General features: G+C 59.9%; 13 protein-coding genes. All 13 read left to right on the forward strand.

What is annotated here, in order from left to right:
- Positions 1 to 318: 318 nt before the first annotated feature.
- The 13 genes from ON40_RS39785 (at position 319) to ON40_RS39840 (ending at position 14476) form a co-directional block, all read left to right on the forward strand.
- Positions 319 to 1533, forward strand: coding sequence for an MFS transporter (locus ON40_RS39785; protein ID WP_218008955.1), 1215 nt, complete (start codon positions 319 to 321; stop codon positions 1531 to 1533).
- 680 nt (positions 1534 to 2213) lie between these two features.
- The gene (locus ON40_RS39790; protein WP_083896290.1) at positions 2214 to 3029 is read left to right on the forward strand and encodes an IclR family transcriptional regulator; all 816 of its coding nucleotides are present in this window, start codon (positions 2214 to 2216) and stop codon (positions 3027 to 3029) included.
- A 38-nt stretch (positions 3030 to 3067) separates the two neighbouring features.
- The gene (locus ON40_RS39795) at positions 3068 to 4174 is read left to right on the forward strand and encodes a thiolase C-terminal domain-containing protein (protein ID WP_245568197.1); all 1107 of its coding nucleotides are present in this window, start codon (positions 3068 to 3070) and stop codon (positions 4172 to 4174) included.
- Complete coding sequence (locus ON40_RS39800) at positions 4171 to 4578, forward strand: Zn-ribbon domain-containing OB-fold protein (protein ID WP_040830715.1); 408 nt, start codon at positions 4171 to 4173, stop codon at positions 4576 to 4578. The genes ON40_RS39795 and ON40_RS39800 overlap by 4 nt, the downstream gene beginning before the upstream one ends.
- Positions 4563 to 5834 carry a CaiB/BaiF CoA transferase family protein gene (locus ON40_RS39805; RefSeq protein WP_083896291.1) on the forward strand — a complete coding sequence of 424 codons (1272 nt, stop codon included), beginning with the start codon at positions 4563 to 4565 and terminating at the stop codon, positions 5832 to 5834. Before ON40_RS39800 ends, ON40_RS39805 begins: the two co-directional genes overlap by 16 nt.
- A 251-nt stretch (positions 5835 to 6085) precedes the next feature.
- On the forward strand, positions 6086 to 6997 hold the full coding sequence (locus ON40_RS39810) for an alpha/beta hydrolase (RefSeq protein ID WP_040830717.1): 912 nt from the start codon (positions 6086 to 6088) through the stop codon (positions 6995 to 6997).
- Positions 6998 to 7052: 55 nt separating this feature from the next.
- A complete protein-coding gene (locus ON40_RS54115) occupies positions 7053 to 7874 on the forward strand; it encodes a flavin-containing monooxygenase (protein WP_218008956.1) in 822 nt (273 codons plus the stop codon).
- A gap of 114 nt (positions 7875 to 7988) precedes the next feature.
- Entirely contained in the window at positions 7989 to 8516 is a 528-nt protein-coding gene (locus ON40_RS54120; RefSeq protein WP_218008957.1) for an NAD(P)/FAD-dependent oxidoreductase, read from the forward strand.
- A 207-nt stretch (positions 8517 to 8723) separates the two neighbouring features.
- Positions 8724 to 10091, forward strand: coding sequence for an amidohydrolase family protein (locus tag ON40_RS39820; RefSeq protein ID WP_083896292.1), 1368 nt, complete (start codon positions 8724 to 8726; stop codon positions 10089 to 10091).
- 163 nt (positions 10092 to 10254) lie between these two features.
- A complete protein-coding gene (locus tag ON40_RS39825) occupies positions 10255 to 11175 on the forward strand; it encodes a beta-keto acid cleavage family enzyme (RefSeq protein WP_157186741.1) in 921 nt (306 codons plus the stop codon).
- 96 nt (positions 11176 to 11271) lie between these two features.
- Positions 11272 to 11943, forward strand: coding sequence for a class II aldolase/adducin family protein (locus ON40_RS39830; RefSeq protein WP_063713197.1), 672 nt, complete (start codon positions 11272 to 11274; stop codon positions 11941 to 11943).
- Positions 11944 to 12355: 412 nt separating this feature from the next.
- Positions 12356 to 12907, forward strand: coding sequence for a nuclear transport factor 2 family protein (locus tag ON40_RS39835; RefSeq protein ID WP_040830722.1), 552 nt, complete (start codon positions 12356 to 12358; stop codon positions 12905 to 12907).
- A gap of 261 nt (positions 12908 to 13168) precedes the next feature.
- A complete protein-coding gene (locus ON40_RS39840) occupies positions 13169 to 14476 on the forward strand; it encodes an MFS transporter (RefSeq protein ID WP_063713192.1) in 1308 nt (435 codons plus the stop codon).
- Positions 14477 to 14665: the final 189 nt, after the last annotated feature.

The raw sequence follows: 14665 nt of genomic DNA on the forward strand, positions 1-14665 counted from the left end.
CAACGGCAATAACTGGGCGCTAGGCTGACGCGGCCCGGCGCGCGAGCCGTGGTCGAGTGATAGAAGAACGGCGATCTGAACTGAGCCGTGTAGGCCAGGACCGATTGCCGGAGTATGACTCGGGCGCAACGGATTCCTCAGAGGAATTCGTCCGATCGCGCGCCTCAATCATGCCTGTGGTCCGCCCTGCAAGGCGCGGACTCGTCGAGAATTTGGAGAATATACATGTTATCCCCCGAGCATAAACCCTTATCGAGCGTGAGTTCTGAGGTGGCAGAACGTGCCACCATTGCAAGAAGAGCAAGTATATCGGCTGCGGTGGGCACCGCGATTGAATTCTACGACTTCACGATCTATGCGTTCCTGGCTACTATCATCGCACCATTGTTCTTTTCCAAGCACGATGAAGTAGCCGGCCTGCTGGCCACCCTTGGAGTCTATGCAGTCGGGTACGTGGCAAGGCCGCTCGGATCGATATACTTTGGTCGGCTCGGCGACCGGCAGGGGCGGCGGCGGGCGCTGCTGATCACCATCACCGTAATGGGTGTGGCGACCGCGCTTACTGGCCTTCTGCCGACCTACGCGGCCATCGGTGTGGCAGCTCCGACGCTGCTGACAGTGCTCCGAATCGTCCAAAGTCTAGCCGCGGGCGGAGAGCTCGGCGGTGCGGCAGTGCTGGTCGCAGAGTCCGCACCGCGGAAGCGCCGAGGGTTCCTCGGATCTTCGACCGCGATCGGGGCAGCAGGAGGCGCGACACTCGCGGCCGTTGTGGTTGGCACTGTCAGCGTCATGCCGGCACATGCGATGTCGAGCTGGGGATGGCGTGTGCCCTTCCTGCTCGCCGTGCCTCTATTGATCGTCTGTCTGGTCTACAGGCTGCGTGTCGAGGAGTCGCCTGTCTTCCAGCAGATGGCGTCCGAAACTGCTCCTCCTAAGGCTCCGGTGTCGGATGTTGTCGCAAATCACTGGAAGGCTCTCCTGAAAGTCACCCTGACCTCGTATGCGCTGAATACCGCCGCGAAACTCTCGTCCTTGTACTTGGTTGTGCAGTTTCATCTGCTCGGTTATCCCGTCGCGCAATCGGTGTGGTTCGCAGCTGGTTTCACGTTTGTTTCTGGAACCGTCATGACCTATGCAGGACAGTTGTCGGATCAGTTCGGCCGTCGAAGGGTCATGGCGGTGGGCTTCGTCGGATTCATAGTGTTGGCGATACCGTGCTATATGTTGATGGCCGCAAGCCTTCTCGCGGCTCTGTTCGCTGGCCTGATCTTGAACGTTGTCGACGGTTTGATCACGGGTGTCGTCTTCACTGCCTTCTCGGAACAGTTTCCGAAGCATGTTCGGTACACCGGTGTCTCTCTTGGCTACAACCTCGGCACTGCCTTCGGTGGTGGCCCCGCATCGCTTGTGGCCGCCGCTCTGGTTTCCTCGACCGGAGTACTGATAAGCCCAGCTTTCTACATCGTCATCGTCTCCGTGATCGGCCTCGGAACAGTTGCCGTATTTGACGATCGTGAGCAGTCCGACCTCTGAGGGCACGCCCGGGCGAGGCGCATCCGGCGCTTCGCCCGGCAGCAATAGGCTGGGCGAGTCGGCTATGGGAACCGCTCACCGAGCGCGGAAGCGGTTGGGGACGTGGTGCTTCCGTGAGCGCCGAAGCGAACACCGTCGTTCTCGACGAACAGCGCGTCCAACTGAGCCCGGCCCTCTGGATATCTGCGGGCAGCAGTAGTTGAGACGCCTGTGTTCGGCGCGCGGCTTCGACAGCATCCTCCGAGGCTTGCTGACGGGGACGCCTCCGCCGAGCACCAGGGCCGTGTCGGGGGGAACTTGCGTGTGCCTGCCGTCGACAGGAAACCAGACTGCCGCCGAGGTCGCCACCGCATAGCCCGACGATCACACATGGTCAATCGCATAGCCGGAACCGGTCACGTTCGCCTCGTTGAACTTCTCGGCTGGCCTCGCCAAAGAGCGAACGACTAACGTGGTACCGAAATTTCTGAAGTGTTCTGTTGAGCGGAACAAATTCGGTGCCCACTACCAATTTTGCTTAACTCTTCTCTCCCTTTGGCTATCAAGTCTTGACACAAGATTATTCAGAGGTAACACTGCAAACATGCTTGCGAACACCTGTTCCGTCAAACGAAACAGTTCTTGCGGCGGTAAGCGGTGGGGGTCGTGTTGTGGCTTTGGTAAGCAACGGAGGAGCTGTAATGACAGGTGAGCGAGAGCCGGTCGCGCGAGCGTTGGATGTGTTGTCGTGGTTCGCGGCGAATCCCGTGCCGCCGTGGGGTATTCGGCAGGTAGCGCGCAGTCTCGAGATGTCGCCGGCGACTGTGCACCGGATCTTCGGCATATTCGAGGGCCGCAGGCTGTTGGAACGCGACGAGGATGGTAACTACGTACCGGGTGTCGAGTTGTATCGCGTGTGCCATTCGGTGGCCGCGCGGATGTCGCCTGTTCGGCTTGTGCGTCGGCATCTCGAGGCGTTGAGCGCTGAGTGCAGTGAGACCGTGCTCTTCGGCGTCTATGATGCTGGACGCGGCCAGATGATGGTTATTGACGTCGTACCGAGTACGCATCCGGTACAGTACCTTTCGGAAGTCAACCATTGGATGCCGATCCATTCCGGCGCAAGCGGTCTCGCAATTTTGGCCTCATTGCCGGAGTCCGAGCGCGAGTCTGTCTATGAGGCAGGACTCCCGTCACTCACTGACCGCACGTTGGTGACTGCTGAAGATGTCGAGGCGGCGTTGGGGGATGTCCGCGCTCGCGGGTTCGCTGTAACGCATGGCCAGCGCACCGTCGGTGCCGTTGGTTTCGCGGCGCCGATATTTGACGCTGGCGGCAATGTGTTCGGCGACGTTTGTGTGACTATTCCGGAGCAGCGGTTTGCCGAGTCCATGACCGAGACGGTCGGCGCCTGTGTCCGGGAAACGAGCAAGATTGTCACTGAGGAGCTGCGCCGTGCCGGTTTCCGGCGAGGTATTACAGGCGCCAGCTCTGCATCGATGGCGAGGAGTCGTTGATGCGCACAGGGTACCGGACGGCTATCGCAGGTGTCGGTGTGACTGAGCAGGGGGAGATTCCAGGCGAAACGGGGAATCAGATCGCGGTGCGTGCGGCGGCGCTTGCCCTGGCTGACGCGGGCATCGATCTGAGCGATATCGACGGGCTCGTTACGTGCAAGCCACCTCTGTCGGCCGACAACGCTGGCATCGATGAGGACATGGGTTACCTGCTCGGCATCAACCCCGCGTTCAGCACAACGCTCGAGTACGGTGCGTGCGGGTTCTCCTTGCACCTCGCGGCGATGGCCATCCAAGCTGGGCTGGCCAACACAGTGCTGCTGACCTACGGAACAAATCAACGCAGTGCCAAGGCGAATTTCGCGACGCCGATCGGAGGCGCGGCCAATTGGTCGGAGTTGGCGGGGTTCATTCACGTCGCAGGCCCGGCGGCGATGGCATTTCGCCGGCATATGGCCAAATATGGCACGACTGAAGATCAGCTGGGTTGGGTGTCGGTCGCCCAACGCGAGTGGGCTGCAAAGAATCCGCGGGCGATCTTTCGAAAATCGATGACTATCGAGGACTATTTGGCCAGCCCTTACGTTGTTGCCCCCCTGCGGCGTGCCGACCTGACAATGATCTCTGACGGTGGGGCCGCTGTCGTCATGACCACAGCTGAAAGGGCTAGGGATCTGAGCACCAAACCTATCTATCTCGCGAGCATGGCTCAGCAATCAGCAATGCGCAACGATCAGAATCCAGACAAGCTGATGCGGCCATGGATCGCCGATATCGCGAGTCGTGTATACGCCGATGCCGGCCTGGCTCCCCATGACATCGACCTGGCCTACCTGCAGGATGCAACGTCGGTCTGGGTCCTGCAACAACTGGAGTGGTACGGCTTCTGCGGGGTTGGCGAAGCGGGTGCGTTTGTCGCTGAGGGACACACGAGGCCCGGCGGATCCCTACCGGTCAATACCAACGGCGGTCAGCTCTCCGAAGCTTATATGTGGAATTGGTTGCATTTATATGAGTGCGTGCAGCAATTGCGCGGAGAGTGTGGCGACCGACAAGTTGCGGACGCCGAATGCGCGCTGCATGCACAGACCCACGACTTTTTTAAGGGCGCCGCAACCATCTTGACCATCCGGAGCGAATCGTGAATGAGTACGCTGGCCCCGTTCCGGATTTGAACGATTCGCTGACCGCGCCATTCTGGGAGGCCACTCGCGAGAACAGGCTGGTCGTGCAGCGGTGCAGCTCCTGTGGCTACCTCCGCTGGCCACCAGGGCCGGCGTGCAACGAGTGCCTGGCTCCCGGTGGTGAGTGGACGGAGCTCTCCCCGGTCGGCAGCCTCTATAGCTATGCGGAGTATCACTTGGCGTTCAATCCGGCATTCAAAGATGAAATCCCTTACGTAGTGGGCCTTGTCGAGCTTGACCAGGGGCCCAGGATGTATGGGCTGATGCGCTCGCAACCGAGTACCGCCGATATCGGACGGAAAGTCGGGGCGGTGTTCGAGTCTGTGACCAATGAGGTGACGTTGGTCCGATGGGAGCTGATGTGATGACGAACCAGGCGGTAACGACGAATGCGGAGGCTGCTGATGCGGTCCCGCCGGGACGGCGCTTGGGAGTACTACATGGCGTGAAGGTCCTGGATTTGACGCGGTTCCTAGCGGGGCCGTTTGGTGGAATGGTATTGGCTGACCTCGGGGCAGATGTGCTCAAGGTCGAGCAGTTGGTGGGTGATTCGTCCCGAGCCAATCCGCCATATTTTCATCAGGGCGACAGTGCCTACTTCATGTCGATTAATCGAAATAAACGGTCAATCGCCCTGGACATCCGAACGGACAAGGGCAAGAATATATTGCGAAAGCTCGTGGCCGACGCTGACATTATCCTGGACAACCTGCGTGCGCCGCAGCGCAAGAAGCTGGGCTTGGACTACGAGGAACTGGCCCAAGTTAATCCGCGCATCGTGAGTGTATCGGTGACGGGATTCGGATCGAGCGGCCCGTTTGCGGATCGGCCCGCCTACGACATCATTGTGGAGGCGCTGGCCGGGGTGATGAGTGTGACCGGCCCGATTGGTGGACCCAGTGTGCGTGCGGGCGTGCCGATCGGTGACATCACAGCGGGGTTGTACGCGGCCATCGGCTCGTTGGCTGGACTGCAAACGGTCCATGCCACCGGGCGGGGTACCCATCTGGATGTCGGGATGTTGGATTGTCAACTCAGCCTGTTGTCCTACCTGGCGCAGTACTATTTCACGGGCGGACTGGTCGCAACTCACCAGGGCAGGGAGCACTTGTCGATCCCCACGTACAACACCTTCGTAACCAGGGACGGTAGCGAGATCGTAATCGCGGCCAATACCGAGGAGCAGTGGCAGGCGCTCTGCACGGTGCTGGACCGCAAGGAGTTGTGCGGGCTCGAAAGATTCGCCACCAACGCTGATCGGTTGGCTCATCGCGACGAGTTGATCACTGTGCTGCGAGCCGAAATGAGTAAGTGGGACCGAGACAGCCTGGAACGAGCATTGATGGATGCCGAGGTGCCGGTTGCGGCGATCAACACGATCGACGTCGCTCTGCGTAGCCCGCAAGTCGCGCATCGCGAAATGGTCGTACGAGCACCGCACCGCAACGGTGGCTACTTTCGAACTCTGGGCGCGACGATCAAGAGCGAAACGAGTCCTGGCGGCGAATTTACGTCGCCACCCGCTCTAGGCGGTGATACCCAGGCTGTATTGCATCAACTTGGTTATAGCGCCGACGACATCGCCGACCTGGCCGACCAAGGAGTAATCAAATCGACCTAGCGGCGCTGCCGCAGGGTTCCAGGCCAAGATGCATGGCAATTAAAATTGAACAGACAATTGAGCGGAATTATTGAATAGTTCGACTGGCCAAACGGCCTGGATGCCCATGCGGAGTGGCAGGGTTTACTATCGCTGCGCTTATATCGGGACATGCGCTATCGGGGAATAGCGGCCGGTCAATGTATTTCTGGCGAGGCGGATCGCCGAGCCAGTCGGATTGGGGAAGTAGGAAATTGGTGAAGGAGACAACGATGTCGAGCCTGGAGTCCGATGCGCTGCGTGCGCAGTATCAGGACATGGCCGACCGGATGGCTGCCGATTCGGACATGCGACTCCCCGCTTTGCGTGCGATGTTCGAGGAGTTGCACACTCTGGCGAGTGAGCCCGTAGGAGTGAGCTATGAGGAGGGCATGGCTGGGTCGTGCCGGGCCTTGTGGTGTATCCCAGTGGATGCTGCGAGCGATCGGGTCCTGCTGTATTTCCACGGGGGTGGGTTCGTGACCAACTCGGCGGACAGTCACCGCAAGATGGCGGCGCATTTGGCGAAAGCCGCAGGCGTACGCGCGCTGGTCCTCGACTACAGGCGTGCACCCGAACATCCTTGTCCCGCACAACTCGAGGACGCGGTGAGCACATACCGCTGGCTCCTGGAGCAGGGCTACGCGGCGCGTCATATTGCATCGGTGGGTGACTCTGCGGGAGGGAATCTGGCGACCGGCGCGGTTCTTGCGCTGCGCAACAACGGCATTGAGTTGCCGGCCGCGATCGTCGCGATTTCACCGGCCTACGATGTCGACGGCCGCAGCCGGAACGTCGACAGCGATGCGCGTAACGACGCGATTCTGACCAAGGTGAAATCGCTTGGCTTGGTGTCGCTGTATCTGGGGGAGCGCGGGTCGGCGACTGATCCGCTGGTGAATCCGCTATATGCCGATCTCACTGGTCTACCGCCGATCTACCTATCCTGTGGCACACACGAGACATTGCGGGATGACGCAGTGCGTTTCGCTGCGTTAGCCGAAAAGGCCGGGGTCAGTGCGACTCTCGATGTGAATCGCGGCATGCAGCACGTGCACACCTATATGGCGGGCCGCGCCCCTGAGGCGGACGCGACTATCGCCGCAATCGGAGGGTGGTTGCGTCCGCGTCTCGGACTCACCTGACGGCCGAATGGTACACACCTGCTCAACCACCTATCAGTTCGAAAGATGAAGGTACATGTCTAAAAACCTCAACGCGCAGACCGCCGACCCCGCCGACGCCGCCGCACTAGACTTCGACGCCATCGTTGTTGGTGCCGGATTCGCTGGCATCCGCACCTTGTACGAACTCCGTGAGCTGGGGCTACGGGTACGGGTCGTGGAGTCCGGATCCGATGTCGGCGGGACCTGGTTCTGGAATCGATACCCGGGAGCACGCACCGACAGCGAGAGCTGGGTGTACGCATTCCGCTTCTCTACGGAGGTCCTGAACGAGTGGAGCTGGAGCGAGCGCTACCCGACCCAGCCCGAAGTGCACCGATACTTGTCATACGTGACTGAGAAATTCGATCTGCGCAAGGATATGCAGTTCAACACGCAGCTCGTCGCCGCAACTTTTGACGAGGACAGCGAGACCTGGCTCGCGACGACGGATGCCGGCGAAACTTACCGTACCCGGTTTCTACTCACTGGTCTGGGCCACCAGTCCCACCCGTATCGGCCGCCGTTCCCCAATTTGGACAGCTTCCAGGGGAAATGGTATCAAAGCGCCCGATGGCCGCATGAGCCCGTCGACTTCACTGGGAAGCGGGTTGCCGTCATTGGTACCGGCGCCAGCGGTGTCCAGATTATTCCTCTGGTGGCTCAGCAGGCCGAACATGTGATCGTCTTCCAGAGGACTCCGAACTGGGTAATCCCCTCGGGCAACCATTCGCTCGGGGAGGAGGATTGGACTGAGATTCGCAGCAACTACGATGCGATCTGGGAGAAGGTATTCAATCAGCCTTACGCGCTGCCCTTCAACGCCGCCAACCGTAAGCCGAGCGACGTGACACCATAAGAACAGGAAAAGATCCTCGAGCACGCATACAAGCAAGGTGGCTTCCGGTATCTGTTCGAAGCGTTCGACGACGTCCAGGGCGATGAAGAGTCCAACCGCGCCACTTCTGGGTTCTTGCGCAAGAAGATCCACGAGATCGTCAGGGACCCAGCGACCGCGGAGCTGCTCTCGCCGCAGTACCCGTTGCTGGCAAAGCGGCCCCCACTTGGACACTCCTACTACGAAACCTTCAATCGCGACAACGTCACCCTCGTCGACGTATCCCGGAATCCGCTCGTCGACGCGACTCGCAACGGGCTGCGCACCGCGGACACTGAATACGAGGTCGACGTAATCATCTTTGCCACCGGATTCGATGCTGTCACCGGCAGCTACCGGAGCATCGACCTCATCGGGCGCGGTGGGGTCCATCTGCTGGACAAATGGCGAGAAGGGCCCAGGACGAACCTCGGCGCCATGGTAGACGACTTCCCCAATCTCTTCCTCGTCGGTGGTCCGCACGTGCCCTTCGCCAACATCCCTGTGGTCATCGACCGCGAAGTCCGATGGATCGGACGAACAATCGCCCGGATGCTTGAAGGAGCAACGGTTCATCGAACCCACCACCGAGGCGACCGACAAATGGACGAGCCTTATCCCTGAACTACTCGATGGAACGTTGCTGGTCAGGGGCGCAGCTGTTAATTCATGGTTCCTGGGCGCGAACATCCCTGGTAAGCCCGTCGGAGCACTCAGCTACCACGGCGGAGCCGGCAACTACTTCGCGGCCCTCGACCAAGAATTTGACGACGGCCTTCCCGGCTTTGTCCGCCGATAACCTCGACCGCTGATCAGACAGGAGGAAAAACCATGTCAAAGCAAACCTCCGGCGCAGGCCGCCCCGACTCAGGTGTGCCTTTCACTATCGTCTCGGCCGACTCGCATGTGGGTCTTCCCGCCGAAGAATATCGACCATACGTGGATTCAAAGTACCGCGACGAGTTCGACGCGTACATTGAAGACAATCTGGTCTTCCAGTCTCTGTTCCATAAACTGGGATACCCTTTCAGTCCGGAGGTTCTCCAGGTTATCGACAAGCGCGGGGCGATCACCTCGGGGGGTGTCGCGGGCTTCTTCGACGCGCACCGTCGGCTAGGAATCCAGGCCGATGAGGGTGTGGTGGCCGAAATTCTGCATCCAGGTGGTCCGATCGCAGTCATTCCGTGGGCAAACCCCGGAACGCGCCGGGTCTTCGATGAATTGCGGGCGGCGGGCACTACCGCGTACAATCGGTTCCTGGCAGATTTCTGCAGCGTTGATCGCAAGCGGTTCCTCGGCGTGGCTCAAACCTACCCGTGGCCCGACGTGCAAGCTGCGGCAAACACTGTGAAGTGGGCGGCGGAGCAGGGCATGGTCGCTATCTATCCGCCGCGATTCGCTGGTGCCGAGAACGACTTGCCGCCGGTCTACGATCGGTTTTGGGATCCACTGTGGGCTGCATGTTGCGAACACGGGCTTAAGGTTCATCTGCATGCTGGCAGCGGAAAACCGCAGGGCTTCATGTTGGAGCGGATCCGGGGTGCTTTGGCACGGGCTGGAGACGGGCCAGATGCCCTAGCGCAGATCTTCGAGAGCATTTTCGACGAGCGGCGCCCGCTCTGGCAGATGATGTGGGCCGGGGTGTTCGACCGGTTCCCCGAGTTGCAGGTTGTGTTCGCCGAGATCCGCAGCTACTGGATCCCGCCGACGCTGGACGCGTTGACCCGCAGGAACCAGGAAGAAGGCGGCGTACTGAAGCGCTCGCCTTGGGAATATTGGCAGCGCAACTGCGCGGTGACACCCACCTTCATGCGGGTGTCGGACCTCGATGTCCGCGAAAAGATCGGGTTGAGCAAGACGATGTTCGGCACCGATTACCCGCACGCGGAAAGCACCTGGCCCAACACACAGGATTTCCTGCGACTCGTGCTCAACGATGTACCGGAGGTCGACGCACGCGCCATTCTCGGTGACAACGCGATCAACTTCTACGGGCTCGACCGCGGGTATCTCAATAGCCTTGCCTCGCAATATGGGCCGAAGCCGGAGGAAATCATCGGCCAGGCGCAACTTGTTGACTCTGGCATCGTCCAGCACCTCGACCACCGGAACGGGCTCAATAAAAAGGTCACCTACGAAGACGAAAAGACTGCCACAGCCCTCGATGTGGATATCGAAACGGCGTCTGCTCAGCGATAAGCGGAGATCTTCCAGCCAGACCGTTACCCAGGCGGTATTCGGAAGTTAAGTTGCTTCGAAAGCCGTTCCTTAGTCTTTCTGGTTGATTGAGAATCATATGCAATCGCGGCTTCGGAGACCTGTTCGAGCTGCATCACTATCAAACATGAATGGAGAAAATAACATGAGTGAATCGCCTGTTGTGATTGTCGCGGCCTTGAATGGTGGCGCTCAGCAGAGTCGCGATGGAGCCTTTGTTCCCAGCAGCGTGCCGGACATCATCGAAGAGGCGATGCGCTGCGAGGAAGCCGGCGCCACGGTGTTGCACTTCCATGGGCGCGACGCGCAAGGAAAGACCACCGGCGATCCCGCCGTTTACAACGAGATCATTGGCCTGATTCGGGACAAGACAAATCTGCTGATTCAGACGACGAATGGGATCGGGATCAGGATGAACCCGGAGACTGGTGATTATGTGTTTCCGGGAGATAAAGAGCGTCTGGCATTGCTGAATTTGGATCCCGAGCCGGATTATTACGGTGCGATGGCTGTTTCGATCGATTTCTATGACCCCCATGGTGGCTGCGATGGGGAGGCGTCGTTCCCCACGTCCGGGCGGTTTCTGCAGGAGACGATTCGCACGGTCTACAGCCGAGGTTCCATGGTGGAGTTCGAGATTCCGCACGTGACGGCGCTGCATCGGGTCATGCGGTATCTCGCCGCTGAGGGCATCGATCCGTCGGCTCCCTACATAGGGTTTCTGTATCCGCTGATGCCGTCGTTCGTGCCGAATCATCGGACTTTGTTGCATCTGCAGGACGAGGGGCAGCGGATGTTCCCGAACGCGATCCGCAACCACTGCGGTGACGGGCCGATGGCCTTCGAAGCAGTGACCACTGCGTTGGCCTTGGGCTTCGAGTGCATCCGCGTTGGCTTCGAGCAGAGTATCTACCTGGCCGACGGATCGGTCGCTCACCGCAACCATCAGCAGGTCGAGCAGGCGGTCCAGATCGCCAAGATCTATGGTCGACGTCCGGCAACGCCCGCGGAAGCCGTCAAAATCCTTCAAGTTCACCGAGGACCGCAGCAGGTAGGCATGGCCTGATTCCCCGCGTAGTCCAGCGCCTCTACCGCAAAGCAAGTCATCGATAACAAGGGAGTCACTGTGTCCGATATCCGCGAACCGAGTACAGAACTGGTGATGGCCAACCGTATCCTTGCGGCGCAAGGGGTGGTCGATGGGTGGGGTCATGTAAGTGTGCGCCACCCGGACCGGGCAGACCGGTTCCTGCTCGCTCGCGGCTTGGCACCTGCGATTGTGACCCGGGACGACCTGCTGGAAATGGATGTCGTCACCGGTGAGCCGGTCGATGGTGGGCACACCTACCTGGAGCGGCACATCCACTCCGGTATCTACCGAGCCCGTCCGGACGTGAATGCTGTTGTTCATAGTCACGCCCCCGATATGATCCCGTTCAGTGTGACCGGCACCGATCTCCAACCGCTGTTGCACTCGGCTGCGTTTCTAGGCGACGGCGCACCCCGTTTCGCCATCGACGGTGTACTGACCGGCGTGCTGATCGACTCCTCGGCGATCGGGGACGCGCTGGCCGCATCACTGGGTGCGGCTCCGCTGGTGCTCATGCGATCGCACGGAGTCTCGGTGGTGGGAACCTCGTTGACTCAGGCGGTCTACCGCTCGGTCTACGCACGGATGAACGCATGCGTCCAGCTACAGTCGATTGCTCTCGGTGACGTGACCTATCTGTCGAGTCAGGAAAGTCGGGAGATCGCGACGACCGTCGACAAGGTCCTGGATCGGCTCTGGAACCTGTGGGTTCGCGAACTCGGCGATGCCGCGAACCTGATCTGACAACTGGACGAGGGTATTCGTCTGTTCGGGATCGAGCCCATCGTCATCGTAGTCGAGCGTCACCTCGATTTGGACGCGCTGGATGGATATCGGCCGAAAGATCGGCCCGGATAGTGCTGAAAGCGAATTCGCCCGCGCGGGTGACGTATACATGCAGCTGTGGTTGTATCCGCGAGGGTGCTCCAGTTCGTTGGATATCCAGCCCTGGAGGGCAGCTGCGGCGGGATATCTTCCGCTCATCATGACAACGATATTAATGTATTTCGGACGGCACGTCGCTTGACCAATAGAAGTGTGGTATTTCGACCGCCACAAAGTGGATTAGTAGCAAAGTATGATACATAGGCATCCGACTCGTCAGCTGACTGGATCGCCTTCGTCTCATCCTAGTATCGACAGAAGGGAATGGGTCATGAGCCATGACTCGGAGCTAGATCGGCATGCGGTGCATCAACTGCTGGTCAAGCAGCGTCTGCACGATCTCGAGATGGCGTACTGTCGCGGTATCGACCGCCGCGATCGTGAACTATTCAGGTCGGTGTATTTCGATGACGCCGTAGAGGATCATGGCGGGATGTTCCAGGGTCCAGTGGAAGAGTTCGTCGATTGGGTTTTCGGCGGATTTATGAGCCGGATCGACAGCACAGCTCACTATGTGCTCAACGAGGCATACCGCATCGACGGTGACAAGGCAGAGGGAGAGATCCACCGCATCTCCTACCATCGCATCCTGGAACCTGGTGTCGACCAGCGATTTTCGGCGGTACGCAGTTTCAGTCGCTACGAATGCCGGGGCGGGATCTGGAAGATTGCTCGCCGAACTTCCGTCCGCGACTGGATTGTCGATACGCCGCAGACTGTGGATTTGCTCGGTGGGCAGGTTGCGATGTCCCTGAGCGCGCACGGCAATGCCGACCGCTCGTACGTCGAACTCCCTCTCTTCTCTCCGGGGCCGATCGACTAGGCGACACCGTCGTGAGCTCGCACGGGTGCCCGAAATCGGCGGTCCTATTGGTATTCCGCGGATAGGGTCAGCGGGAGGTGCCCATGTAATTTGGATCGCCGTTCGGTCGTAGTGACAAGAGTTCAATATAGTAATAACGCATCTGCGCAGGCCGGTTTAGATGATCGTCCCGCGGAGTGTGGGAAGAGGCGGCTTCCAGCCGCATCTATGTAGGCCTGGGAACCCGAAAGTGGACCAGGAGGCGATCAAGAGAGCGAATCAATGGCGATTTTCGAGTCCGAACCGCCGGTGCAACCGCGTAGCTTCTCTGTGGAACGTGCATCCGTTGCAAGGCGGGCGGGCATTTCCGCAGCGGTAGGTACGGGTATCGAGTTTTTTGATTTCACAATCTATGCGTATCTAGCTACCACTATAGCCCCCCTGTTCTTCGCGGCTCACGATCAAATGGTGGGGCTATTGGCGACATTGGGTGTATATGCGATCGGGTATATCGCGAGGCCGCTTGGTGCTGTGATCTTCGGCCGGCTCGGTGATCAGCGGGGGCGGCGGCCCACGCTGCTGCTGACTGTGACGCTGATGGGAGTAGCGACCGCGCTGACCGGCCTGTTGCCGACATACGCCACGATAGGGGTGGCGGCGCCGATCTTGCTGACAGTGTTGAGGATCGGGCAGAGCATCGCGGCGGGGGGTGAAATTGGTGGCGCTGCGGTCCTGGTCGCGGAATCCGCTCCGAGGAAGCGGCGCGGCATCCTAGGGTCTTCGACATCTCTGGGTGCCACCATTGGTGCGACGCTCGCTGCCGTGGTCGTGGGGGTGGTCAGCCTTTTGCCTGGACACGCCCTCGCAACCTGGGGTTGGCGCGCGACCTTCCTGATCTCGGTACCCTTGTTGATCGTCTGCCTGATCTACCGGCTGCGGGTCGAGGAATCTCCGATTTTCCAGCAGATGGTCGCCGAGCATACGCCGGTCAAGGCGCCAGTTTCAGGTGTGTTAGCCCGCCGCAAGAAGGGCCTGCTGAAGGTTGCGCTGATAACGTTCGCTGTCACCACGACGGGTAAATTGTCGTCTCTGTACCTGGTCGTGCACTTCGCCGAGCTGGGCTACCCGGTGTCCGTGTCGGTTTGGTTCGCGGCCAGCTTTACCCTCGCGTCTGCCACGGTGATGGTGTACGCCGGGCACCTGTCCGATCAGTGGGGGCGCCGCCGGATCATGACCATCGGGTTTGGCGGGTTCATAGCGTTGGCTATCCCTGCGTACCTTTTGATGGACGTGAATCTGATCGCCGCGGCTGTTCTGGTACTGATATTGAACTTGTTCCACGGGTTGAATCTTGCCGTCTACTTCACCGCTTTCGCCGAGCAGTTCCCGAACGAGTTCCGTTACACCGGGGTGGCCCTGGGATACAACCTCGGAAGTGTCATAGGCGGTGGGGCGGCGTCCCTCGTCGCAACTGCCTTGGTCGCCTCGACCGGCATCGCTATCAGTCCATCGTTCTACATCGTGTTCGCAGCCGTGATCGGTTTGGCCACGCTCGGGACGTTACGGGACCGGTCGCAAGCTGAACTTTGAAGTACCGGTCGCTGGTCATCGTGGACCGGGTCAACGCAGGTGCGGGACGACCAGCAGATGGGCACCGTTGCATTCAAGGCTGCGCGGTGGGGCATCTTGACGGGCGTGGCCGGTTCCGTAATGCGCCGCGGTCGCGAAACGCCTCGCAGTGTTCTCAGCAGACCCCATATCGACCAAATATCATACAGA

The sequence above is a fragment of the Nocardia jiangxiensis NBRC 101359 genome (assembly GCF_000308615.1).
Classification (GTDB): domain Bacteria; phylum Actinomycetota; class Actinomycetes; order Mycobacteriales; family Mycobacteriaceae; genus Nocardia; species Nocardia jiangxiensis.

What these genes read in the sequence shown, in the direction of transcription:
- ON40_RS39820 (WP_083896292.1), top strand. Translation starts at nt 8,724, where the DNA reads ATGTCAAAGCAAACCTCCGGCGCAGGCCGCCCCGACTCAGGTGTGCCT.
- ON40_RS39790 (WP_083896290.1), top strand. Translation starts at nt 2,214, where the DNA reads ATGACAGGTGAGCGAGAGCCGGTCGCGCGAGCGTTGGATGTGTTGTCG.
- ON40_RS39835 (WP_040830722.1), top strand. Translation starts at nt 12,356, where the DNA reads ATGAGCCATGACTCGGAGCTAGATCGGCATGCGGTGCATCAACTGCTG.
- ON40_RS39840 (WP_063713192.1), top strand. Translation starts at nt 13,169, where the DNA reads ATGGCGATTTTCGAGTCCGAACCGCCGGTGCAACCGCGTAGCTTCTCT.
- ON40_RS54115 (WP_218008956.1), top strand. Translation starts at nt 7,053, where the DNA reads ATGTCTAAAAACCTCAACGCGCAGACCGCCGACCCCGCCGACGCCGCC.
- ON40_RS39825 (WP_157186741.1), top strand. Translation starts at nt 10,255, where the DNA reads ATGAGTGAATCGCCTGTTGTGATTGTCGCGGCCTTGAATGGTGGCGCT.
- ON40_RS39830 (WP_063713197.1), top strand. Translation starts at nt 11,272, where the DNA reads ATGGCCAACCGTATCCTTGCGGCGCAAGGGGTGGTCGATGGGTGGGGT.
- ON40_RS39810 (WP_040830717.1), top strand. Translation starts at nt 6,086, where the DNA reads ATGTCGAGCCTGGAGTCCGATGCGCTGCGTGCGCAGTATCAGGACATG.
- ON40_RS39805 (WP_083896291.1), top strand. Translation starts at nt 4,563, where the DNA reads ATGGGAGCTGATGTGATGACGAACCAGGCGGTAACGACGAATGCGGAG.